The organism is Psychrobacter sp. AOP7-B1-24, assembly GCF_052376215.1.
Lineage (GTDB): Bacteria > Pseudomonadota > Gammaproteobacteria > Pseudomonadales > Moraxellaceae > Psychrobacter.
The window spans coordinates 1-24,550 of sequence record NZ_JBQSVL010000044.1; the positions used below are offsets into that span (position 1 = coordinate 1).

Genomic DNA, 24,550 nt, shown 5'->3' on the forward strand with positions numbered 1-24,550 from the left:
GAGTACCTAAAAAGTAATGCTTAGATTCTATTGAGTATGCTTGATTTTTAGAGCTAAACGTTTATAAGCCAGTTGTCACGTTTAACTTTTTGCAAGCTATTAACTGAAGCTCAGTTTGATGAGTGGGTAATCCCTGCTGATATGGTGAATCCTAAGTAAGCTATTTAATACTTCTTAGAACAAAAAAGACCTTGTCATGTAATGTGACAAGGTCTTTTTATAGCTATTGATTTATATAAGTTTATAAATAATTTATTTCACATTCTTTTTACGATACTCTTAATATAGTGAAGTCCTTCTTTTGTAAAGACTCCTTCTTCATCAATTACTCCATATTTAAATAAATCTTCGAATATGAATCTTGAGTATTTATTTTTATCAAGAATTATTTTTTTCTGCAACCAACTTACTGGTGCGTCTATAATTTTATCTATGGGTACACCACTTGACATCATTATATTAATAATCAACGATTTAATAGTAGGTGGTGCTTTATGGAGTAAGTGGTTTTCTATTGACCGTTCACTGTTATTAATCTCGCGTTTTAGAAATTGAAGTTGGTTACTAAGATTTGAGATTTCTTTTTCTTTACTTTTAAGACTATTAAGTACTTCTGTTCTTTCATTTTCGTTCAATTCTGCTTTGCTCATAAGGTCAGATAGAATATCATCTTTTTCAGAAACCTCTTGCTTTAATTTTTCTTTTTCTTTTTCTAATTCAATTTTATTAGAATCTAATTCTTCAGAATTACTTGAGCCATTCTCAAATCGATCTCTAAGGCCTGAATAACCTTCATCCAGATTTTTTAGTCTTGCTCCGAAACCTGCTTCGATACGTCCAAGTATTTCCGAAATATCTTTTGTAAATTTAAAGGTGTTGTCATAAAACTTATTACTTGTGTCCGTTGCTTTAAAATAAAATGCTACAGACATAGAAATTGCAAAAATTGCCAGTATTAGGGAGAGTAAGTCTGTAAAACTAAAGTTAAAATTTGAAAAATCTAAGTTAATGTCAGCGATAGCTATTTTATACGACACCAACGCCGTTAATATAATTGCTATTACTATCTTTGCCCAGCTTTCCCTGTTTTTTATTTCTTCTGAAAAAGAATAAAGTTCTGATACTACAGGTTTTTCTCTTTTAGATATTAAACCATTTTTTTCTTGTTCGTCTTCCATAAATTGTCTTATCTTGTAGAGTCTGACCATTAGCCATGATTTTTGAGGGATTAGTTAAATTTTATAATAATAACAACCTTGAAAATAAGCAAACATAAATTCAGAATAATTGAGAGATAGCTCATAGGCATGTAATGCAATGTCCTAATATTAGTCTTATGTCAAAAAAAAGCCAAGCAAAATGCTCGGCTTTTTCATATCAAAAATCTAAACTTAATTAAAACTTATAAAGCAAACCAAGCGTTGTCGCTGCTTCAACACGCGAATCTACCATTGGGCTATCGTATTGCTCATTTGGTAGATAGCTCACGCTTTGATTGAAGAAGCCTGCCCACTTTTCATTAAAGTCATAGTTAGCACTAACGCTTACGTAAGGGTTCAAGCTTGCATCAGACCTATAAGCGTCAACACCAGTTTCTGCTGACTCTTCATCACTGACACCATAATAATATTCGTTGTAATCATCATCATGATATTCAAAACCAATGCTAGGATAGACTGTTAAATTGCCCTTAGTAATTCTGGCAAGATACGTCAAGCGCGCCGTATTACCACCACTACGATCTAGCACATCGGCGCCTATCTGAGCACGGATCGCACCTAGTGATGTATTACGCTGATAGCTGAGACCAGCCTCTGCTGATGACTTACGTTCATCCAGTCCAGCCAACTCATCAGTGGCATCATCAGGATCAAACTCAGAACCCGCAAGCTTGACATAAGCAGACAGCTGATTCTCCCTATTGTTAATGACATAAGCACCCGCTTGTGCCCCACGTATATAGAACAGATTGTTGTCATAAAATGCGCCTGGTAACACATTTATCTCAGTATCGTCTTCCAGATCATAAGCTGACTTAACAGACATGGCGTTGACGCCGACGCTTAATACTGCATCTGGGTCAGTGGGTAAGTTGTCCTCAAACAGTGCAGCGTTAGACATGCTAGCCACACACAATAATGTAGTGGCTGTAAACGTATTAAGCATGGTACGCGTAGAGATACTAGGTAGCGCTGCAAGTCTAAACATAATCGAATCTCGTGAATTAAGAGTAATAATAAGGTAAAGCAACTGTGTAGCAATAAGCGAGTAAGAGGCATCAGCTGTTTAGCTATGATAAATAACTATGAGCATTTACTCAATGGTTTTTAATATTTGCATGATTTGAGCATGAATGTCTTGCCACCACCAAATAAAACCAATACTGACCAGCAACATCACCAGCCATGGTAGCAGCTGCCAAATAGGTGAGGGCTGTACAGGGTTTCTTTTTGAGATGCGACTGGTCTCAGTCTCAGAATTTGGATCGGATATTTGATCGATATTGGTAGACGAATAGATATTTTGGTCGTTAGTTAAATCGATACTTAAATCATTACTTTGATAATCGGTTTGATAACTGTGTCGATATTGGTTTTGATCGATAGCCGCATTTTGTAGAGTGACTGTCATACGTTGACGGTAGGCAATCGCAAAAGGTAATGCAATGACGAGTCCGGTAATAGCACCGCCGATATGTCCTGCATTATCAATCCCCGGCACCGCAAAACCATACACAAGGTTGATGCCCATAATCATTATCAAGCTTTTTAGATTGAGTACCATGCCATTGACCGATATCTTAAACAGCGCCACTATTAATAATGCTGCACCGATGCCCATGATGCCACCAGATGCGCCCGCCGATAGTCCAGGCTGCCCCGTTCCCTCTAATAACGCCTGCCATGTTATATAGTTATTGAGTAAGCCGCCACCGACGGCTGCCAGTAAAAACAATACCAAAAACTTAGCTGAGCCAAATATCGGCTCGGCAACTTGACCGAAGAAGTACATCGCAAAGGCATTAAACAATAAATGCATTAGGCCAATGTGCAAAAATGCACTGCTTACCAGCCGCCATGGGTCTTCATTCATGGTGTAGGGTAAGGCATTGGCGCCCCAGTTTAATAGGTTTTCTGTCGATGGATTATTGGCATCGACGCCCGTCAGCACTTGTATAACAAATAGGCCAATAAAGCTGACCAATAACAAAGTAGTGACAGGTGCCGTTTTAAATAATTGTTGAATGGTCATAAATAGCTAGCTTTAAAGATAGGTAGTTTTGAGGTTTTCATAGGTACCTTTTACCAAGATATTGTCAGTGACGGTATTGATATCGGTATGACCACAGAACGCCATGCTAATATCACACTCTTTATAGATTAGCTCAAGCGCACGGCGGACACCGTCTTCGCCATAAGCGCCTAGACCATACAAAAACGCTCGGCCGATCATGGTGCCTTTTGCACCCAGCGAGATAGCCTTTAATACATCTTGACCAGAGCGAATACCGCTATCTAGCCAGACCTCGATATCGCTGTTTTCAGCATGGACCGCTTGCACAATATCAGAAAGCGCAGAGATAGAGGACAGTGCACCATCTAATTGGCGACCACCATGGTTTGAGACAACCAGCGCATCGGCACCGCTACGGGCGGCTAGTATGGCATCTTCTGGTTCCATAATGCCTTTTATGATGAGTTTTCCGCCCCATTCGTCCTTGATACGGGCGACATCATCCCAGCTCAAGCGCGGATCGAACTGTTCGGCAGTCCATGCTGACAATGATGAGAGATCCTCGACGTTTTTGGCATGTCCAACGATGTTGCCAAACGTATGACGTTTGGTGCCGAGCATATTCATGCACCATTCTGGCTTGGTCACTAGATTCAGCATATTAGCGAGTGTGGGTTTCGGCGGCGCAGACAAACCGTTTTTGATGTCTTTATGGCGTTGACCTAGTACTTGCAAATCAGCGGTGAGAATAAGCGCAGAACAGTTTGCTGCTTTCGCACGGCGAATCAGATTGGTCATAAAATCTTTATCACGCATGACGTATAGTTGAAACCAAAATGGCGCATTGGTGTTTTCAGCGACGTCCTCGATTGAGCAGATGCTCATGGTTGAGAGTGAGAAGGGCACACCGAACTTTTCAGCGGCCTGTGCGGCTTTGATTTCTCCATCCGCCCACATCATTCCTGTAAAACCAGTTGGTGCAATCGCCACTGGCATTTTGACAGATTCACCGAGCATCTGTGTTGCTAGACTGCGGTTGTCCATATCTACCAGCACTCGCTGACGCAGTTTGATACGATCAAAATCCGTTTCGTTATTGCGATACGTGGTCTCCGTCCATGAGCCTGAATCGACGTAATCGTAAAACATACGTGGTACTTTGCGCTCAGCGATGCGGCGCAGGTCTTCAATTTCTGTTATTTTTTTTAAATCTTTCATAGTTTTCTCACTATAGGGTTTTATGACCATTTAAATATTATCAAACGATGAGTTGCTGTAAGTCCAGTACTGAAAATGGGTAGTTTAGTTGTTTTGAGGGTGTCAAAATAATAGGAATGGTGGTGGCAAACTCTAACATTAATGTTTCATCAAAATCAGCGATATCGATATAGTGATAATCGATGGGCTGTACCGCTTGAAATTGAATTAGCTGCTGCTCTGCGATGTCACATAAATGACAGCCAGCGGTGCCAAGCAACCACCATTTATCTCTATTTTCAACTGTATCAAGGTTTGGATTGGTGCCTATGATACGTGCTCGTAAATTTTTTATATGACTATCATCGTACATATTTGTTCTCTTGTCTTAATAATTATCAAAAAAGTCCTGATTTTATAATTTTATTCCAAAGCATACAGACGGTTTAACCATTATGACATGATAAAGAAGTAGGGTAAATAATGACAGCGATTGTGAGATTAGGTAAGATGACCTGCTGCTTCTCGTTATTGATTTATCATTTCATCTTATTAGCTTTTTAATCACTTGGATATCGCGCATGGCAAGTTTTGGCAAATTTATCAAACGACTATTATTGGCATTAATGCTCATAGTCGTGGTGTTCCATGTGTTGGTCGCTGGACTACTATTGATCTGGAAAACGCAGCCGATTAATAACAGCATGTTTATGCTGACGCATCGCATAACCGAGGGTTCAGTCACTCAGACTTGGGTAGAGTATGATGACATTGCAAAATCTGCCAAACAAGCAGCGATAGTAAGCGAGGACTCGACATTTAGCCAGCATAATGGTTTTGATATGAAAGGCATTGAAGCAGCAATGAAAAGAAATGAAGAAACAGGTAAAACGTCTGCGGGTGGTTCAACGATTACTCAGCAATTGGCAAAAAACTTGTTTTTGACTTCGCATCGCTCGTATGCTCGCAAGGGAGAAGAAGCGGTTATTACCGTGATGATTGAAGCCCTATGGGATAAACAGCGTATTTTGACTGCTTATCTCAATGTGGCAGAGTTTGGTAATGGTATTTATGGTGTCGAAGCGGCTGCGCAGCATTATTTTAATAAACCTGCTGCCAATCTTAATCGTGATGAATCATCTTTACTTATTTCTATGTTGACCAATCCAAAGTATTACCAAGACAATCAAGGTGATAGACGATTGCGCAATAAACAAAGCATTATCAAAAAACGTATGAAAAATGCAGTCTTACCGCAATCAGAGTAGTGCTCTATGTTAGCCTTAATAATAGTATAGCAAATGATAGTATTATTAGTGACAGTATCAAAAATGACGATATCAATAATAATGTATTAACAATAGCGGTATTAAAAGTGGTGATGTATCGATAACGCGATAGGAGCAACAAGGTGATAGATGTGAATGATAAAAAGAGCAGTCATGAGCAGGACATTATTGATGTGAATAATGCTGATGTGAATGAGAAAGTCCAAACTGCTGATAATAAAAACTTAACCCAAGTAGCATGGCAGCGTTCAGAAGATGGCAGTTATTCACCGAGTAGCTATCTCAACCGTGATTTGTCTTTATTACAGTTTCATCTGCGTGTTTTGGCACAGGCAGCCAGTCCTCGTCATCCGTTGCTTGAGCGCTTATTCTTCTTGATTATTTTTTCATCCAATATCGATGAGTTTTTTGAGATTCGAGTTGCAGGAATTATGCAAAAGCTCAATGTTGGAGATGTCTCTACAAGTGCCAACGGCATGCGTCCGAGCGAGTCGCTTAGTGAGATAGCGACCATAATGCATGCGGCTATCGATGAGCAGTATCGTATTCTTAACGAAGATATCTTGCCAGCGCTTGCTAAGGAAGACATTCGTTATCTCAAACGCGATGAGCTCAATGCTGAGCAATCAGCATGGATGAAGCGTTATTTCACCGAGCAAGTATCACCAGTACTCACACCGATTAGTATTGACCCAGCACATCCGTTTCCGCGTTTGGTCAATAAGAGCTTGAACTTCATTGCCAGCCTAGAAGGTAAAGATGCTTTCGGCCGTGATATAAACCTTGCAATTGTGCCAGCACCGCGCAGTCTGCCACGTGTGATTCGTCTGCCAGATGAGTTAACTGGCGGCAAAGAGCATCACGTCATGTTATCCGCCATTATTCACGAACATATCGGTGAGTTGTTTCCTGGTATGAATGTGACGGGCTGTCATCAGTTCAGATTGACCCGTAATGCTGATCTAGATGTGGCTGATGATGTCGAAGATATTGCCAAAGCGTTAGAAGGTGAGCTCGAAAACCGTCGCTTTGGTGATAAAGTCCGTTTAGAAGTCACGACCAACTGTCCAACAGACATTAGTGACTATTTGCTCAATGAGTTTGAGCTACATGACAATCAGTTGTATCGCGTTAATGGTCCTGTCAACCTGACAAGGTTGTTATTTGATTTCAATATTCCAGCGCTGCGTTATCAGCCGTTTAACCATGTAATTCCCAAAGAGTTTCGCCGTGAGATGGATAAGCTGGACAAAGCGACCAGTATGTTTGCCGCGATACGAAAAAAAGATGTGCTTGTGCATCATCCTTTTCATGCTTTTTCGCCAATTATTAACTTATTATGGCAAGCGGCCAGTGATCCAAAAGTGCTAGCGATTAAGCAAACCTTGTATCGCTCCGGCACCAATTCAGAAATTGTCAAAGCACTCGCAGCGGCTGCCCGTAATGGTAAAGAAGTAACCGCAGTTATCGAGCTGAGGGCACGTTTCGATGAAGCCTCTAATATTGCTGTCGCTAACTACTTACAAGAAGCGGGCGCGGTTGTAGTGTATGGTATCGTTGGTTATAAAACCCATGCCAAGCTCATGTTGATTATCCGTCGTGAAGAAAACCGCATCCGTCGCTATGTGCACTTAGGTACGGGCAACTATCACGCAGCCAACGCGAAAGTCTATACTGATTATGGTTTATTCACCGCCGATCCTGATATCTCAGAAGACGTGCACAAAATATTCCAAGAGCTGACAGGAATGGGTAAACCAGCCAATCTAAAAAAACTATTGCATGCACCATTCACCTTACATGATAAATTGATGAGCTTTATCGACGATGAAATTGCTCATGCAAAAAAAGGTAAGCGTGCCCATATTATCGTAAAGGTCAATGCTTTGACGGAACGAAAACTGATTGCCAAGCTATATGATGCCTCGCAAGCAGGGGTCAAAATTGAGCTGATTTTACGTTCTATTTGTTGCCTGCGTCCACAGGTAAAAGATTTGTCTGAGAATATTACGGTGCGTTCAGTGATAGGTCGGTTTTTAGAACATACGCGCATCTATTATTTTTATAATAATGGTGATGAGCGTTTATATTGTGGTAGTGCTGATTGGATGGATCGTAATTTATTTCACCGCGTTGAAGTAGCGTTTCCAATTGAAGACAAAAAATTGTTTAAGCAAGTCTACCAAGATGGCTTACTGAATTATCTCAAAGACAATACGCAAGCTTGGACGCTTGATGGCAATGGTGTTTGGACACACCTGCAGCCGGCAACTGGTGAAACACCACATATCGCCCAAGAGTACTTGTTAAAAAATATCAATGGTGTAGGAGATTCAGTGTAGCTACTCTCTGAATGACTGTTTAAACTTATTGAATGTTGTGAATGAATTGAAAAAGCCAAGCGCCAGTAAATACTAGCGCTTGGTTTTTTTTGGCAAATTATTTGTATGGTCAGAGACACACATAGACACAGACATCGTCACTCATACTGTGTGAGATTGGTATTTATAAAAAAATTCTAGAATAGGTAACAGGTAGACCACTGCAGATTGTACATTCAGCACGGCTAATGAAAGTAATACCGTAGTGGTTTTAGTCGTTCACTGATTATATAAGTTACAAACTGTCTTGTAACCTCACATTTATATACATATTGATACGGCCGCACACTGGTTAGGTACGTAATGTCCTCCTTATACTTAATATCAGTATTAACGTTATTCGTCAGCTGATTAGCAAAATAAAAAACGCTTCCTAAATTATAAGAAAAGGATCTAATTATGAGTAATACCAATAATGACAGTTCAGATATTAAGCAGGCAGCCGAGAGAGCAGATAGTGAAAAAATTGCAAAGAACCTTAAAGATGAGCAAAAGAGCGCCACGCCTGAAACATTGAGCGAAGATGAACAGACCTCTTTTATTAAAGAGGAGCTACGCACCGATAAATAGTCAGTGTCATAAAGGTTTTAATTGACTGTTTAACATATCAATTTGAGGGATACGCTATGACAACCGATAAAACATCAAGTAACGAAGAAGAGGTAACAATCGACCATCAGGTCGCATCACAGACCAAGCATGAGCAAGACAGTTACGAAGGGCGCAAGCATGAGACAGATATTGATGGTCCACAACAAGACTCACAAGAGACTGATGAAATATATGCTGATCCTCGAAAAGAAGAAGACTTACCAGCAGGTGGCAAAAACGTGGCAGATTTGAATGTTCATAATCTAAATCAGCAAAACTAAGTACGTTTGGTAGTAATTAAAGTAACTTCTAAGAAAGTATGTAGATAAAAATAATAAGGACATAACCATGGAACACAAAGCGCCAGTATCAACCGACAATCAGATAGAAAAGAATACTACTGAGAATAAAGGGACGGATACATTCGAAGAAAGTGTGTTTCACTCAAAACACGTCAATGATAATGATAACCCTGCACGCCAGCCTGATCGTCGTGATCAAGAAGGTAATGCGTTTGATGATGGTATCAATGAGCATACGGTTGCAGGAGAACACTGTAAGAGTGAAGATATAAACAATCTGAACCGTTATGCAAACGCTGACAATGCGCAATCACGGGTATTAAAATCTGATGAAAAAGACAGCTAATGCTTAGCTGATATAAAGTTGTTGTTTGAACTGGGAGCACGCCCTAATGCTAGCAGTGGCTTTCACCAGACATATCGTAAGAAGAGATATCAATAGCCAGATTCAATCAGAAATGGTGCCGTTACCGTTCAAGTTGGTTTGAGCGGTAACGGCATCTTTTTTCTTGGTCTAAATTTCTTGATCTAAATTTCTTGATCCAAAATATAGCTATCAATACCTAAGCAGGTGTGCCGCTGTGAAAGCGTAAGTCAGTATCAGGGCTAGATATCAACTCTGATTCTACTTCTTTAAAGAATGCGACTCTGTCATCAATATTCTCTTCAGCCAATGACTGTGCTAGTGCTAGATAGTCTTCAAAATGCCGACTTTCAGACTTCAGTAAATAGCGGTAATACTTTGCCAAGCGCTCATCGTTAATAACTTCAGCCAATGCTGCAAAACGTTCGCAAGAGCGTGCCTCGATAAACGCTCCGATAATAAGCACATCAACCATTGCTGCTGGCTCGTAAGTACGTTTGTGCTTCAACATACCTTTAGCGTAGCGTCCAGCACTCAAGTATTCCCACTCCTGACCACGATCGTTCATGATGCCCAATACCTGCTCATAATGCAGCATTTCTTCACGTATCAACTGTGCGAGCTTCCGCTGTAAGTCATAAGAGAACTCATAGCGAAAGATGAGATTCATGGCAGTGCCAGCGGCTTTTTTTTCGCAGTTGGCATGATCTTGAATGATTAATGGCAAGTTTTCAATGGCAGCATATACCCAGTCCTGAGTCGTTCGAGCACCCAAAAAGTTATAAATAGGGGATAGATCTACCTTTATAGACATGCGTAGTTGTGTGACATCAACGCTGTCTTGCTCTGTAGCGTTTTCAGTAATGAGATTGTCGTTAATGTAATGGGATGTCATATTTTCTTGGTTCATAGTCTCTGTCATGGTCAAGTGTTTTATACGTGTTGAGTGAATATAAAAATGAGGTAGATAACCAATAAGTAAAAATTGCTCAAGCAATGATTATTCACTGTTTATATATGTTTTATTACTTATGTTTCATTACCAAGCCATCTCTTCATTTTAAAAATGATGCAGGAGCTGCCTTAGCTCTGATGGTGTATAGGTTATCATTATTAGACAACCCCAGTATTTACTTGGTGAATGCTATTCTCTTGTTTATTTCTTTATTTGATAGTACGATGAGATTTCATTGAAGCATATTTTTTATCTTGTGATTGATATATGTATCATCGCTTAGTCATGAGTGATAAGTATTATAGCAACTGGCAGTACGGTATAAAGTAGCAGTTATCCAGTTGCAGTCATTGCAGAATAAACAAATACATTTGCGCCTGTTACCGGTTTTTGGCATATTATTAATAAGCATCTTTTGATGCTATGGCTGAAATATCATGCCAAAGTGTGTTCTCATTTTGAAAATGGATATAAAAATAAGACAAATGGTAGCCAAACAAGGAAAGTGGCTTGGTAAAGGTTCAGCTATTTTTAGTCCATTTAGTCGTAAGTATTCAGATTGAAAATTCACTTCAGTAGCATAGCATAAATGCTTGAGTCGCTATTCATGACAAGCTTATAAGATAGAACAATAAGTTTGCTTCGTACTTCATCTAAACTTGGAATAGATGTCTAAGACCGACAATGTCCAACCATTGCGGTAGTAACTTCGTTTTTATACCCTCACGAACAGATAAGGATAACAACATGAGCCAATCTTCTAACGCCAATCGTATTCAAAAAGGTATTCTTGCCATCGATCAGCAATTGTATGATTTTATTGAAAACGAAGTGCTGCCGAAAGTCGGTGTTGATTCAGACAGTTATTGGTTAGGTTTTGAAAAAGTCATTAAAGAGTTCACCCCGCGCAACAAGGCGCTACTAGAAACTCGTGACAAGATTCAAGCACAGATTGATGAGTGGCATCTACAACACCCTGCCAAAGATGGTGAAATTGATTACCCAACATATAAGGCTTTCCTACAAGAGATTGGCTATTTATTACCAGAGGGTGATGATTTCAAAGTCAGTACCCAAAATGTCGATGACGAGATTGCGCATATTGCAGGGCCACAGCTGGTGGTACCCGTACGCAATGCTCGCTATGCATTGAACGCGACCAACGCACGTTGGGGTAGTTTATATGATGCGTTATATGGTACCGATGTCATTAGTGATGAAAATGGTCAAGAAGCGACAGGCGGCTATAATCCGACTCGCGGTGCTGCTGTTGTTGCTTACGCTAAAGCATTCTTAGATGAGCATTTTGCGCTAGCATCAGGTTCATACAATGATGCAACAGGCTTTAAAATCGTTGATGGTCAGCTTGAGATTGTTCAGGGTGATAGTAGCACTTCGCTAAAAGCCGCTGAAAAATTTGCAGGTTTTGTGGGTGATGCAGCAGCGCCTACAGGTATTTTATTAAAAAATAATAATTTGCATGCCGAAATTCAAATCGATGCCAATAATCCAGTAGGCAAAGATGATCCAGCAAACATCAAAGACGTATTGCTTGAGTCCGCGATTACTGCGATTCAAGATTGTGAAGATTCAATCGCTGCCGTTGATGCCGAAGAAAAAGTTGAAGTCTATCGCAACTGGCTTGGCTTGATGAATGCAGACCTACAAGAAACTTTTGAAAAAGGTGGCAAGACACGCACTCGTAAGCAGAATCCAGACCGTGAATACACCACGCCAGACGGTGGCAAGCTTATCCTGCCAGGTCGTTCATTATTGCTTATCCGTAATGTCGGTCACTTGATGCAAAATCCAGCAATCCTAGTGGATTTAGGGAATGGTCAAGAGCAAATATTTGAGGGCCTGATGGATGGTCTGATTACACCGCTATTATCTTTAAATGATCTCAAAGGTACAAACGCGCTATCGAATTCACGTAAAGGCTCTATGTATATTGTTAAGCCAAAAATGCATGGCCCTGAAGAAGTGAAAATGGCCAATGACTTGTTTAACGCGACAGAAGATCTATTAGGCCTAGAGCGCAATACTATCAAAATCGGTATCATGGACGAAGAGCGTCGTATGACGGTCAACTTAAAAGAAGCCATTCGTCAAGCAAAAGAACGTGTCATCTTTATTAACACAGGCTTCTTAGACCGTACGGGTGACGAGATGCACACCAGTATGAATGCTGGAGCATTTGTACCAAAAGGCGAGATGAAGTCACAAACATGGCAACCAGCTTATGAGCAGTGGAATGTAGATATCGGTCTAGAGACAGGTTTACAGGGTGTTGCTCAGATTGGTAAAGGCATGTGGGCGAAGCCTGATGAGATGAAGGAAATGATGGATACTAAAGCGGCACATCCTCAGTCTGGTGCCAGTACCGCATGGGTGCCATCACCAACAGGCGCAACCTTACACAGTATGCACTATCATCAAGTAAATGTCGCTGATGTCCAAGATGGCCTGAAATCACGTGAGCGTGCCAGCTTAGATGATATTTTGACCATTCCATTGGCGAAAGATACCAACTGGACAAAAGAAGAAAAGCAGCAAGAGCTAGACAATAACGCTCAAGGCATCTTAGGTTACGTTGTACGTTGGGTCAATCAAGGTGTAGGTTGCTCTAAAGTACCTGATATCAATGATGTCGGTCTCATGGAGGATAGGGCCACATTGCGTATCTCAAGCCAGCATATAGCCAACTGGTTGCATCATAATGTCGTCAGTGAAGAGCAAGTGTTAGAGACCATGAAACGCATGGCAAAAGTTGTTGATGAGCAGAATGCTGGTGACAGCAGTTATCAAGCGATGGCCAGTGATTTTGAAAACTCTTATGCATTCAAAGCGGCTTGTGACTTGGTGTTTAAGGGTCGTGAGCAACCTAGTGGCTATACTGAGCCATTACTGCATCAAGCACGCCTTGACTTAAAAGCGAATACTTAGAGTTAGAGCTAGCTATACACTGATGCTAGGCTGTGACCTAGCACTGAGATCATTTAAGCCGTAAATGGCTTGAAGCGGCCCAAATTCTGGCTCAACTGCATTAAATCGCTTGATATTATCCTGACTATTTTTTGAGTTTGGCTGTCGTTTTGGTCACTACGTTTAAAGTGATTGCCTGCTTTGACAACATTAGTTTATTTTATCGGTGTTGATATCGGTGTTGATATCGGTGTTGATATCGGTGTTGATATCGGTGTTGATATCGGTGTTGATATCGGTGTTGATATCGGTGTTGATATCGGTGTTGATATCGGTGTTGATAATAATGTGGCTCGATAGTTGAATCATGGCGCTTGGTCTGGTAATAAGCTCATGTAGCTGAGATCTGTAACAGGGTTTTGTTACAGGACTACAAACATATTATGAGCGATACTTGTTTCGACAGGTATCGCTTTATTTTTGTCTTTTATATGATATTTATGACCACGATGTTATGTTTTTAGTATTTATACTAATCAATCCTGCCTTTATCTCTTTGAGAAAACAGAGGAATTTTTGTAAAGGCTTACATTCTATAAGGGATATAGTGTTTGCGGATTTCTATATTCAAAAACCAAAAAAATGTGTTGCAAATTATGTCAAAGTTGATATGCTTGTACTCGAAGTATGAGTTTGGTAACGGATGTTACGCAATGGAGTGATAAAGACCAATATTTACATGAATGTTACTTTTTTAATCCCAATCGTGTAAGCCATGGTTTTTTTCATCTTACTGTAATAGAAATTCGCCACACTTGTTCCTGACTAATCTCGGTAGCCAGTTACACATTATATCTTTGAGGATTTGTGACGATACCATTATGAGCACCAGCTAATAATAGCTAGCTTATTACTAAAATTGTAAAGTGGAGATACCCATGAAAAAACTACTTTTAGCTACAGCAGTTGCTGCCCTATCTGTTTCTGCAGCCAACGCCGCTCCTACCGTATATGGTAAAGCCTTTTTAACTTTAGATCTTAATACTGGCGACACTGATACTAAAATTACAAATTATGCTGCTGATGGAAGTGTTACTGGCACATCAAACAGTTCAGTAGATGCAGATGATCGTAGCCAACTAAACTCTAACTCTTCACGTATTGGTCTTAAAGGTTCTGAAGCTTTAACTGCAAACACAGACATCCTTTATCAATTAGAGTATGGTATTGATGTTGATGCTGATGGTGATCAGTTTTATTCACGTGATACCTATCTTGGTTTAGAAAATGCAGAATACGGTACAGTAGTAGCTGGTCGTTTGACTGCTATTGATGACTATGTGAACTATGCCAACGTCACTCAAGGTGGTGTATTAGGTGGTGATAACGTACTAGCGAGCTTTGATGCGCCACGTATCAACAACTCTTTTGCTTACTTCACGCCTGTTAACAACGGTTTACAGTTCATGGCAATGTATGCAATGGACGAAAACAACAGCACTGATACATTAGATCGTGATGGTTTCGGTCTTGGTGCTAAGTATGAAACAGGTCCAATGAACGTTGGTGCTTCTTACATCCAAGCAGGTGATTTTAAAGCAGCACGTGTTAGTGGTAACTATGCAATCAGCCCAGCTGTGACGCTAGGTGCTCTATATCAAAACACTGACTATGATACTGATGACAACGAAAATGCAATCACTATCAGTGGTGAGATGGCTACTGCGACTCCTTGGACTGCCTATGCGCAAGGTGACTTTGTAAACAACTACGCTGGTTTTGAGGATTCTGAAGCTTACCGTGCAGTTGTAGGTGGCAAGTATGCATTCAACGCAGCAACAACTGGTCATATCTACGGTGCTTATGCTGGCGCTGAAGATGAAACTCTTACAACTTATGTAGATGGTAGATATGACCGTGTAGAAGTAGACTTTGATGGCTTTGGTATCGGTGCTGGTATCGAATACAAATTCTAATCTAACCATTAGAATCTGATTAAAAAAACTCATCCTTCGGGGTGGGTTTTTTTGTTGTGTGGTGTTTTAATGACAGAACAATGTTGATTGCCCATACAAAAAAATAAGAGTTTCAGACAGTTTGCATTTTTGCCCTATATTTTATGGCGTATTTTTAGTAAAATCCTTCTTTACCAATTACCGAAAGAGTACTATGACCAAGTTTATATTTGTGACCGGTGGGGTAGTGTCCTCACTAGGAAAAGGTATCACCGCAGCGTCTCTTGCCGCGATACTCGAAGCACGTGGCGTGACTGTCACGATGACCAAAATGGATCCGTACATCAATGTCGATCCAGGTACGATGAGCCCATTCCAGCATGGTGAAGTGTTCGTTACCGAAGATGGCGCAGAGACAGATCTAGATTTGGGCTATTATGAGCGCTTTTTACGTCATTCAAAGATGAGTAAGAGCAATAACTTTACCAGTGGTCGTATCTATCAAAACGTCTTGAATAAAGAGCGCCGTGGTGAGTATCTCGGCGGTACGGTACAAGTTATCCCGCATATCACTGACGAAATCAAGAGCAAAATCTTGGCCAGTGGTGAAGGTTATGACATCGCTATCATCGAGATTGGTGGTACCGTTGGTGACATCGAATCACTGCCATTCATGGAAGCGGTACGCCAAATGCAAGTAGAGCTTGGCCGTAATAGAGCTATGCTGATGCATTTGACATTAGTGCCTTATATCGCAAGTGCCGGTGAAACCAAAACCAAGCCAACTCAGCATTCAGTGAAAGAGTTGCGCTCTATCGGTCTACAGCCTGATGTACTGATTTGCCGTTCTGAACATCACATTTCACAAGACAATCGCCATAAGATTGCACTATTTACCAATGTAGAAGAGCGTGCGGTTATTATGTGTGAAGATGCTCAAAGCATCTATCAAATACCGCGTACGTTGCATGAGCAAGATCTTGATGATTTGATTTGTGAGCGTTTTGGTCTTGACGTACCAGAAGCTGATTTGAGCGATTGGGATAAAGTGGTTGAAGCGCAGTTGAATCCTGAGACGACGGTTACTGTCGCGATGGTCGGTAAATATGTCGAGCTACCTGATGCTTATAAGTCTATTAACGAAGCATTGCTCCATGCTGGTATCATGCACAAAGCAGACGTCAAGATTGATTATGTCGATGCTGAACGTTTAGAAGATGATGACAGCTTATTGGCGCAGCTCAATGATGCTGATGCTATCCTAGTGCCAGGTGGTTTTGGTGAGCGCGGTACCATTGGTAAAATGAAAGCCATCACTTATGCACGCGAAAACAACGTTCCTTATTTGGGTATCTGCCTCGGTATGCAGCTCGCAGTGATTGAGTATGCGCGCAATGTGCTAAACATTAATGCTAATTCCTCTGAGTTTGATCGTAAGACAGCAGAGCCAATCATCGGTCTTATCACCGAGTGGTTAGATGAGCGCGGTGAGCTACAGATTCGTAATGATGACTCAGATCTTGGTGGTACCATGCGTTTAGGTGCACAGCAAGCCGAATTGGTCGCTGGTAGCAAGTTGAGCCAAATTTATGGTACTAAAAACATCACTGAGCGTCATCGCCACCGTTATGAGATGAACAATCGCTATATCGAGCCACTAGAACAAGCAGGTATGAGCATATCGGGCTATTCTGCCAAGCAGCATTTGGTTGAATCAGTTGAGCTTGCTGATCATCCGTGGTTCGTCGCTGTACAGTTCCACCCTGAATTTACCAGCTCGCCACGTGGTGGTCATCCACTGTTTAATAGCTTTGTAAAAGCAGCGAAGAACTATAGCGAAGCGAAATAGCTCAAATCAAGTAGCACTCAACGCTTTTATATTTGCCTAAAAAAAGACTGATTTTCGAATCGGTCTTTTTTTAATCTGCATTTTTAGAGGCAGAAGTATGACTTATATTTCTGATATCTTGCTTGATTGCAGGTGATTACGCTTGAATACTTTTATTAATTTGGCTATCGGTTACAATAGGCGATAGAAATTCAGATAACAATAAATAGGAAGATTGCTTAATGGATAATTTATCAGCAGCACAATCACATATTCAGCTTACGACACCCAGTAATAACACCATTAATATCGGTAACGATCAACCATTTGTGTTGTTCGGTGGTATGAACGTTTTAGAGTCTAGAGAATTGGCGTTTGAGATTGCAGAGCAGTATATTGAGATATGTCAACGTTTGGGGATTGATTATGTCTTTAAGGCCAGCTTCGATAAGGCCAATCGTTCAAGTCTACACTCGTATAGAGGCCCAGGATTAGAGAAAGGGGTTGATTGGTTGGGCCAAATTAAAGAAAAGTATCAAGTACCTATTATTACTGACGTTCATGAGCCACATCAAGCAGCACCTGTCGCTGAAGTGGCGGATATTATTCAACTACCTGCTTTTTTATCACGTCAGACGGATTTGGTTCATGCAATGGCAAAGACAGACGCCATTATCAATATCAAAAAAGCCCAGTTTTTAGCACCACATGAGATGCGCCATATCGTCAACAAATGTCTCGAAGGTGGTAATGACCAATTGATACTGTGTGAGCGTGGCAGTGCTTTTGGTTATAACAATCTAGTTGTCGATATGCTTGGTTTTGACACCATGAAGCAGATGGATATCCCTGTATTTTTTGATGTAACGCACAGTTTACAACAGCCTGGTGCGCGTAGTGATAGTGCTGGTGGTCGTCGAGAGCAAATCACCACACTTGCACGTGCAGGTATGGCAACAGGGTTGGCAGGGTTGTTTTTAGAAGCGCACCCAAGTCCTGAAACGGCAAAATGTGATGGTCCTTGTGCATTGCGTATGAGTCAGCTGGAGCCATTTTTGCGTCAGCTTAAGCAGATTGATGACTTGGTCAAAGGTTTTGAAACCCTAGACACTCATTAGCAGTACTTGCTAATAGCATCAGAACAGGAGGGTACTATAATGTCCATGCAAACAGCACAAGTCAGTATTGCAAACATCGATGACGCTGAAGGATTAGATAGCGTGATGACTGCGCTAAAAAATATCACAGGTGTCACCGCTATCGATTTGGATACCGCTCATCATATCGCTATGGTACGTTATGATGATACTCAGACGAGTATTCATGCGCTAACAGCAGCAATTAGTATGGTCGATTATGTAACCCAACCATTTCCTATTGATGCACCACAAAATCCACATTACGATGATGAGTCGTAAAAACTTATTTATTAATACACTTATCTATTCATACATAAAAATAAGGAGCCTAACATGGCAGAGCAAACCCGTATTATTAAAATTGATGGCATGACTTGCGGTGGCTGCGTAGCCAGTGTATACAATGCAACTGCTGATATCGATGGTTTAGATGATATTAGTATTGAGCTGATAGACAATCAAGCGACCGTTACCTTTGATGATAGTAAGACTAGTGTCGAGGCAATCGTCTCCGCTATTGATGACGCTGGTTTTGACGCGACTGTTGTTCGTTCATAATTATGGTTTTTTCTTTGATAAAACCAGCTATCATGGCTGGTTTTTTAATGCTCAAAGGTTGCTGCTATTGGCTTGTCTCTTAGATCTGTATAGATTGCCTATAGTCAAAGAAACATAAAACCGATACGATTGTATTATGGTGCTACTGGTACAAATTTTACTTGCTTGCTGTATTCACAGAGGCTGCGAAAAATTTATCCCAGCAGCACTGTAGCGATTTAAAAATACTTTGACTATAGTATCAAAACCGTTTGAATTCAACGACAGAAAATCTGAGCACTGCGTATTTAGATTTTATTTTCCCACCTACTGATATTTTTATGGCTCATAAGATTTTATAAATGCTATAACGAATAAATGCCATACCGAGTTTTATTTATGAATAATTTTACCTCGCCTGACAATGGTGCTGTCTATGATACTAAAGCGGACAGTCATTCCAGTACACCACTCACACCAGATCGATCCCATCTACAACTAGCGATTGATGGTATGACATGTCAGGCCTGCGCTTCACGTATCGAAAAAGTTTTGAACAAAAAACCTGCAGTTTACGAGGTAAGTGTGAATTTTGCAGGTGAGACTGCCAATGTCGATTTTGACTCTACACAAGCCACACCTGAGCAAGTCATGGAATGGGTAAACAAGACAGGTTTTGTGGCCAATATTCAGGCAGGTGATAGCTTGTTTGAGCAAACTGCTAAAGATACGGCCACAGAGTATCCTTGGCGATTGATTGGGTTATGGATTTGCTTGGTGCCGTTTTTGGTCGGTATGGTAGGCATGCTGACAGGTTCTGGTATGGCGTGGATGCCACCAATTTGGTTGCAGTTTATCATTGCTACGATTGTACAGTTTGGATTGGCATTGCCATTTTATAAGAGTGCGTGGGCCTCAATTAAAGGCGGTCTTGCCAATATGGACGTACTGGTAGTCATCGGTACAGTAACAATCTGGGCTTATTCAACGTATTTATGGCTGACACATGGTGATGGCAGTTTGAACAGTCTATTGCAAAGTGGTCATGTGGATGCACCTGCGGTATATTTTGAAGCTGGGGTAATGGTCATTGCGTTTGTACGGACAGGTAAGTATCTGGAAGAGCGTACCAAAAAGCAGAGCCTAAACAGTATTGATTTATTATTGTCATTGACCCCTGACGAAGTCGAGCAGCAGCAGCCAAATGGTGATTTTCATAACGTCGCATTAAGAGACGTTCAAGTTGGTGATATTTTGCGTGCAAAGCAAGGTAGCCGAGTAGCGACAGATGGTATTGTAATTGATGGTAGTGGCTGGTGTGTGGAAAGCCATTTAACAGGTGAGTCAGTCCCACTTAAAAAACAAGAGGGCAGTAAACTATTAGCAGGGGCTTTGGTCGAAAACGGTAGCTTGCTATATCGCGTCAGTGCTAAAGGCAGTGACACCAAATTAGGCGATATGGTACAAGCGCTCAGTGATGCACAAGGATCAAAAGCTGATTTAGCGCGTCTTGCCGATAGAGTCACTGCGATTTTTGTCCCTGTTGTCGTAACGATTGCCTTAGTTACCTTTGGTGTCACATGGTGGCTGACAGGTATGGTGGATACGGCATTGATGCATGCGGTGTCAGTATTAGTTATTGCTTGTCCCTGTGCGCTTGGTTTGGCCACGCCAGCCGCTATCATGGCTGGTATGGGTGTCGCCGCCCGTCATGGTGTGTGGTTCAAAGATGCCCAAAGCCTAGAAGCCGCCGGTAACATTGATACTGTTGTTATGGATAAAACAGGTACGCTAACTATTGGTAAGCCGACTATCGTTGATCATGTGATGGTAGATAAATCGCTTGTTGTTGATGATGTTTTGCAACTTGCAGCTAGTGTGGAAGCGCATGCCAGTCACCCGCTAGCGACAGCGTTAGTTGATACGGCAAATAATCGTCATTTGCCATTGATGAGTGTGACCGATATTAGTGTTATCAAAGGTGCTGGTATACAAGCGCATATTGATGGACTTGGACTTATCAAGGTTGGTACGGCAGCGTTTGCTAATTTGACGCTGCCCAAGCTGATGCCCAAAGCATGGCAAGTTGCCAGCACCGTTGCAGTTAGCATCAACGATGAAGCACTAGGTGCTTTTGCTTTGGCGGATGATCTAAAAGCTGATACGCCACAAGCGGTCGCAGCATTACAATCTGCTGGTATTAATGTTATTTTGATGAGTGGTGATAAGCAGTCCGTCGTCGATCATGTGGCAGGGCAGCTGGGTATCAAGCAAGCGTACGGTAAGATGAGCCCACGTGATAAAGCGAGTCAAATTGCCTTGTTACAAACTGCTGGTCATAAAGTGGCGATGGCAGGAGATGGTGTTAACGATGCGCCAGCAATGGCAACAGCCGATGCCAGCTTTGCAATGTTTGAGGGTACTGATGTGGCACAGCACAGTGCTTCTGCACGATTGATGGGCGAGTCGCTCATGCATATTGATGCTGCTCAAAAAATTGCTCAAGCGACATTGCGCAATATTAAACAAAATTTGTTTTTTGCCTTTATTTATAATTGTATTGGTATTCCGCTTGCCGCTTTTGGTTTTTTAAACCCTATGATTGCCGCTGCTGCTATGGCGCTCAGTTCTATCTCAGTATTGATGAATGCATTGCGATTGACAAAATTTAAAACAGAGGTGGAGCTAGAGAATACCGTTTCTAACGCTCACACTGATAACGCGGCTTCGACGAAAATTTAAGCGCTATCTCATTGTTAATATCATCGCCAACTGACCAGTTCGTTTACGTCTACTATAGTTACTCATCTGTAATTTTATGGGCGTAAGTTGGTGTAAGATAAAGGAAGTTTAGTAAAATTTATGCTATGATGCCACGCACTATAGCCAGCTTTTGATATGCTAAACAAACCTTTAATCGTACTCAGACTTGGCCGATTTTACAAATATGTAAAGCTACTTTAAGCACAGGTGCTATATGATATTTTGCTTTATCTTTTTTGTATTCTAGTTGCCGTTATTTATCCCACAAACTTGGCATGACCAAAGGAATTAACAGACATTATGTACGCTGAAGAAACCACCAACGTTACCGCAATTAAAGACATTCGTGCACGTGAGATTTTAGACTCGCGCGGTAACCCAACGATTGAAGCCGATGTTATTTTGGCTGATGGCACTATTGGCCGTGCTGCTGCACCAAGTGGCGCTTCTACTGGCTCACGTGAAGCGCTTGAATTGCGTGATGGCGACAAAGATCGCTACATGGGTAAAGGCGTCAAAAAAGCCGTTGCCAACGTCAATAGCCAAATTCGTAGCGCTCTACTGGACAAAGACGTGACAGAGCAGCAAAGCATTGACGATGCAATGATTGCGCTAGATGGCACAGAAAATAAAGACAATCTTGGTGCTAATGCGATGCTAGCTGTATCACTGGCTACTGCTAAAGCTGCTGCTAAATCACAAAATTTGCCATTACATCAGTACATTGCCAATTTGCGCAATCAGACATCACTGACGATGCCTGTACCAATGATGAACATCTTAAACGGTGGCGAGCATGCGGACAATACCGTCGATATCCAAGAGTTTATGATTGAGCCAGTTGGGTTCACGAGCTTCTCAGAAGCGCTACGTGCGGGTACAGAGATTTTTCACAGTTTAAAATCAGTGTTAAAGTCACAAGGCTTGAATACCGCTGTTGGTGATGAAGGTGGCTTTGCACCAAACTTGCGTAGCAATGAAGAAGCCATTACCGTGATCATGCAAGCGATTGAGCAAGTTGGCTATAAAGCAGGTGAAGATATTCATCTGGCGTTAGATTGTGCGGCGAGTGAATTTTATAAAAACGGTCAGTATGTTTTGGCAGGCGAAGGCAATAAAGCCTTTGATAGCCAAGGTTTTTCAGATTACCTGGTAGGTCTAGCACGTCAGTACCCTATCATCTCTATCGAAGATGGTCTTGATGAGTCTGATTGGGATGGTTGGAAGTATTTGACTGAGCAGATTGGTGATAAAGTTCAATTGGTTGGTGATGATTTGTTTGTGACCAACCCTGCTATTTTGCAAGAAGGTATTGATAAGAAAATTGCTAACGCGATTTTGATTAAGTTTAATCAAATCGGTACTCTGTCAGAAACACTAGATGCGATTTATCTTGCGAAGAACAACGGTTATGCAACGATTATCTCACACCGTTCAGGTGAGACAGAAGACAGCACCATTGCAGATTTAGCCGTTGGTACAGCAGCAGGTCAGATCAAAACGGGCTCACTATGCCGTTCAGATCGCGTTGCAAAATACAATCAGCTGCTACGTATCGAGCAGCAAGTGCGTGCAAGTTATCGTGGCCGTGAAGAGTTTATCGGTCTACGTGGTTAAATAAGTTGGATGGAAAAATGAGCGATATATCATCACTATTATGAGGATGTATCGCTCAACCAATATATTCGTTTTAGTCAGTCTAACCCTAATTTACTGTTTCTCTATCGTTTGGCGTTACCAATTTATGAAATACTTTAGCCAATTTATCCTACTTGCTTTAGCCGTTGCCGTACTTTTAGGGTTGCAATATCAGTATTGGCTGGGTGAAAATGGTCGTTTCGAACATAATAAGCTAACGGCGCAAATCGAAGAGCAGCAACACTTAAATGATAATCAAGTGGCTGCAAATAATTTACTACGTACTGACGTATATGATCTAAAAACTGGTCTTGAGGCAGTAGAAGAACACGCTCGCTTAGACTTGGGCTTGATTAAACCAAATGAGACGTTTGTACAAGTATCAACCGCACCAACGACTCATAGCCGTTATTGAGCACTCTTGCTTTTCTCAAAGATTGTATCTCTCGCTACCTATAATAAAGCCACCATTCATCTAAAAGTCTTTACTTAGCTCATTTCTCCTTAGTCATCCTATCATGAGTTTCAGCCATGATGGCTGTTTTTTGAGTATCATCTTATGAACACCACACCTCATATACATGCCATGATCGTTGCAGCTGGTCGCGGTAGTCGTTTTGGATCGTCTATAGCCAAACAATATACTATGTTGCAAGAGCAAACATTGTTACAGCATAGTGTGGCAAGGCTTGCTTGTAGTACTTATATTACTAAGTGTTTGTTGGTAATAGCAGCAGATGACACTATAGCTCGCACACTCGATTTTGTGCTACCAATACACTATGCTATTGGTGGAGCTGAGCGTTGGCAGTCAGTACAGGCAGGCGTAGAGGCAATTAGTAATGCAGGTGCTGCTGATTCAGACTTGGTGCTGATTCATGATGCGGCACGTCCTGCTGTACCCAGTCATGATATTGATAACGTTATTGAAGCAGCGATGATAGAGCCTTATGGTGCTATCTTAGCGACTCCTGTGGCGGATACCCTAAAAGAGGCTTATCTCCAGTCTACCATTCAAAACAAGCCTATAAATAGCACTCACTCTTATGCTAAATGCACGATAGATCGTCGTCATATGTGGCAAGCACAAACGCCGCAAGTATTTCGCCTAGATCAATTACAGCAAGTCCTTGCACATGTCACCGAGTATCAACTAGATATTACTGATGAAGCCAGTGCTTTTGAGCACTTAGCGCTACCTATTCGACTAGTGACAGGCAGTCGCCAAAACATCAAACTCACTTATCCTGATGATGCCACATTGTTGGCTGCCATTCTGACTGCTCAAACATAGTCATCCTGAGGTATTGCCGATAGGATCTAACTGAGTCATGCTTTTGGCCTGGTTATATGACTATCGCTTGAATTGAGGACAGGTCCTAATATAAATGAGAAATCACTTACTCTTTCACAGCACTTTTCTATTATTAAATCCAAAAAAACTTCTCTAAA

The 24,550-nt window shown here is 41.3% G+C and carries 22 protein-coding genes; 16 read left to right on the forward strand and 6 right to left on the reverse strand.

The window, feature by feature from the left end:
* Positions 1-257: 257 nt before the first annotated feature.
* The 5 genes from ACT3QP_RS09645 to ACT3QP_RS09665 all read right to left on the reverse strand — a co-directional run bounded on the left by ACT3QP_RS09645 (position 258) and on the right by ACT3QP_RS09665 (position 4,804).
* Positions 258-1,178, reverse strand: a complete 921-nt coding sequence (locus ACT3QP_RS09645) for a hypothetical protein (RefSeq protein WP_444525317.1) — start codon at positions 1,176-1,178, stop codon at positions 258-260.
* Positions 1,179-1,395: 217 nt separating this feature from the next.
* Positions 1,396-2,208 carry a MipA/OmpV family protein gene (locus ACT3QP_RS09650; RefSeq protein WP_444525318.1) on the reverse strand — a complete coding sequence of 271 codons (813 nt, stop codon included), beginning with the start codon at positions 2,206-2,208 and terminating at the stop codon, positions 1,396-1,398.
* 105 nt (positions 2,209-2,313) lie between these two features.
* Complete coding sequence (locus tag ACT3QP_RS09655) at positions 2,314-3,252, reverse strand: rhomboid family intramembrane serine protease (protein ID WP_444525319.1); 939 nt, start codon at positions 3,250-3,252, stop codon at positions 2,314-2,316.
* Positions 3,253-3,264: 12 nt separating this feature from the next.
* Positions 3,265-4,452 (reverse strand): alpha-hydroxy acid oxidase, encoded by a 1,188-nt coding sequence (locus tag ACT3QP_RS09660; RefSeq protein ID WP_192518200.1) that lies wholly within the window; start codon positions 4,450-4,452, stop codon positions 3,265-3,267.
* Positions 4,453-4,492: 40 nt separating this feature from the next.
* On the reverse strand, positions 4,493-4,804 hold the full coding sequence (locus ACT3QP_RS09665) for a glutaredoxin family protein (RefSeq protein ID WP_192518199.1): 312 nt from the start codon (positions 4,802-4,804) through the stop codon (positions 4,493-4,495).
* Between the two features lie 208 nt (positions 4,805-5,012).
* On the opposite strand from ACT3QP_RS09665, the gene mtgA reads away from it, so the two are divergent.
* The 5 genes from mtgA to ACT3QP_RS09690 all read left to right on the forward strand — a co-directional run bounded on the left by mtgA (position 5,013) and on the right by ACT3QP_RS09690 (position 9,340).
* The gene (gene mtgA / locus ACT3QP_RS09670; RefSeq protein WP_444525320.1) at positions 5,013-5,699 is read left to right on the forward strand and encodes a monofunctional biosynthetic peptidoglycan transglycosylase; all 687 of its coding nucleotides are present in this window, start codon (positions 5,013-5,015) and stop codon (positions 5,697-5,699) included.
* Between the two features lie 185 nt (positions 5,700-5,884).
* Complete coding sequence (gene ppk1 / locus ACT3QP_RS09675) at positions 5,885-8,062, forward strand: polyphosphate kinase 1 (RefSeq protein WP_444525333.1); 2,178 nt, start codon at positions 5,885-5,887, stop codon at positions 8,060-8,062.
* Between the two features lie 438 nt (positions 8,063-8,500).
* Complete coding sequence (locus ACT3QP_RS09680; protein WP_444525321.1) at positions 8,501-8,671, forward strand: hypothetical protein; 171 nt, start codon at positions 8,501-8,503, stop codon at positions 8,669-8,671.
* A 56-nt stretch (positions 8,672-8,727) separates the two neighbouring features.
* Complete coding sequence (locus ACT3QP_RS09685) at positions 8,728-8,973, forward strand: hypothetical protein (RefSeq protein WP_444525322.1); 246 nt, start codon at positions 8,728-8,730, stop codon at positions 8,971-8,973.
* A gap of 67 nt (positions 8,974-9,040) precedes the next feature.
* Entirely contained in the window at positions 9,041-9,340 is a 300-nt protein-coding gene (locus ACT3QP_RS09690) for a hypothetical protein (protein ID WP_444525323.1), read from the forward strand.
* Positions 9,341-9,557: 217 nt separating this feature from the next.
* Here the strand turns inward: ACT3QP_RS09690 and ACT3QP_RS09695 are convergent, their stop codons facing one another.
* The gene (locus ACT3QP_RS09695) at positions 9,558-10,172 is read right to left on the reverse strand and encodes a tRNA-(ms[2]io[6]A)-hydroxylase (protein ID WP_444525334.1); all 615 of its coding nucleotides are present in this window, start codon (positions 10,170-10,172) and stop codon (positions 9,558-9,560) included.
* Positions 10,173-11,060: 888 nt separating this feature from the next.
* Between ACT3QP_RS09695 and ACT3QP_RS09700 the strand changes: the two genes are divergently transcribed.
* The 11 genes from ACT3QP_RS09700 (at position 11,061) to ispD (ending at position 24,392) form a co-directional block, all read left to right on the forward strand.
* Positions 11,061-13,259, forward strand: a complete 2,199-nt coding sequence (locus ACT3QP_RS09700; protein WP_444525324.1) for a malate synthase G — start codon at positions 11,061-11,063, stop codon at positions 13,257-13,259.
* Positions 13,260-13,439: 180 nt separating this feature from the next.
* Positions 13,440-13,598 carry a hypothetical protein gene (locus ACT3QP_RS09705; RefSeq protein ID WP_444525325.1) on the forward strand — a complete coding sequence of 53 codons (159 nt, stop codon included), beginning with the start codon at positions 13,440-13,442 and terminating at the stop codon, positions 13,596-13,598.
* A gap of 578 nt (positions 13,599-14,176) precedes the next feature.
* Positions 14,177-15,214, forward strand: coding sequence for a porin (locus ACT3QP_RS09710; protein ID WP_444525326.1), 1,038 nt, complete (start codon positions 14,177-14,179; stop codon positions 15,212-15,214).
* Between the two features lie 193 nt (positions 15,215-15,407).
* A complete protein-coding gene (locus ACT3QP_RS09715; RefSeq protein ID WP_192518190.1) occupies positions 15,408-17,042 on the forward strand; it encodes a CTP synthase in 1,635 nt (544 codons plus the stop codon).
* Between the two features lie 221 nt (positions 17,043-17,263).
* Entirely contained in the window at positions 17,264-18,139 is an 876-nt protein-coding gene (gene kdsA / locus ACT3QP_RS09720; protein WP_444525327.1) for a 3-deoxy-8-phosphooctulonate synthase, read from the forward strand.
* 39 nt (positions 18,140-18,178) lie between these two features.
* Positions 18,179-18,439: a heavy-metal-associated domain-containing protein gene (locus ACT3QP_RS09725; protein ID WP_192518188.1), complete on the forward strand. Its 261-nt coding sequence runs from the start codon at positions 18,179-18,181 to the stop codon at positions 18,437-18,439.
* Positions 18,440-18,493: 54 nt separating this feature from the next.
* Entirely contained in the window at positions 18,494-18,718 is a 225-nt protein-coding gene (locus tag ACT3QP_RS09730; protein ID WP_444525328.1) for a heavy-metal-associated domain-containing protein, read from the forward strand.
* Positions 18,719-19,096: 378 nt separating this feature from the next.
* A complete protein-coding gene (locus ACT3QP_RS09735; protein WP_444525329.1) occupies positions 19,097-21,439 on the forward strand; it encodes a heavy metal translocating P-type ATPase in 2,343 nt (780 codons plus the stop codon).
* Between the two features lie 321 nt (positions 21,440-21,760).
* On the forward strand, positions 21,761-23,077 hold the full coding sequence (gene eno, locus ACT3QP_RS09740) for a phosphopyruvate hydratase (RefSeq protein WP_444525330.1): 1,317 nt from the start codon (positions 21,761-21,763) through the stop codon (positions 23,075-23,077).
* A gap of 127 nt (positions 23,078-23,204) precedes the next feature.
* Positions 23,205-23,513: an FtsB family cell division protein gene (locus ACT3QP_RS09745; RefSeq protein WP_444525331.1), complete on the forward strand. Its 309-nt coding sequence runs from the start codon at positions 23,205-23,207 to the stop codon at positions 23,511-23,513.
* A 144-nt stretch (positions 23,514-23,657) separates the two neighbouring features.
* Complete coding sequence (gene ispD, locus ACT3QP_RS09750) at positions 23,658-24,392, forward strand: 2-C-methyl-D-erythritol 4-phosphate cytidylyltransferase (protein WP_444525332.1); 735 nt, start codon at positions 23,658-23,660, stop codon at positions 24,390-24,392.
* Positions 24,393-24,550: the final 158 nt, after the last annotated feature.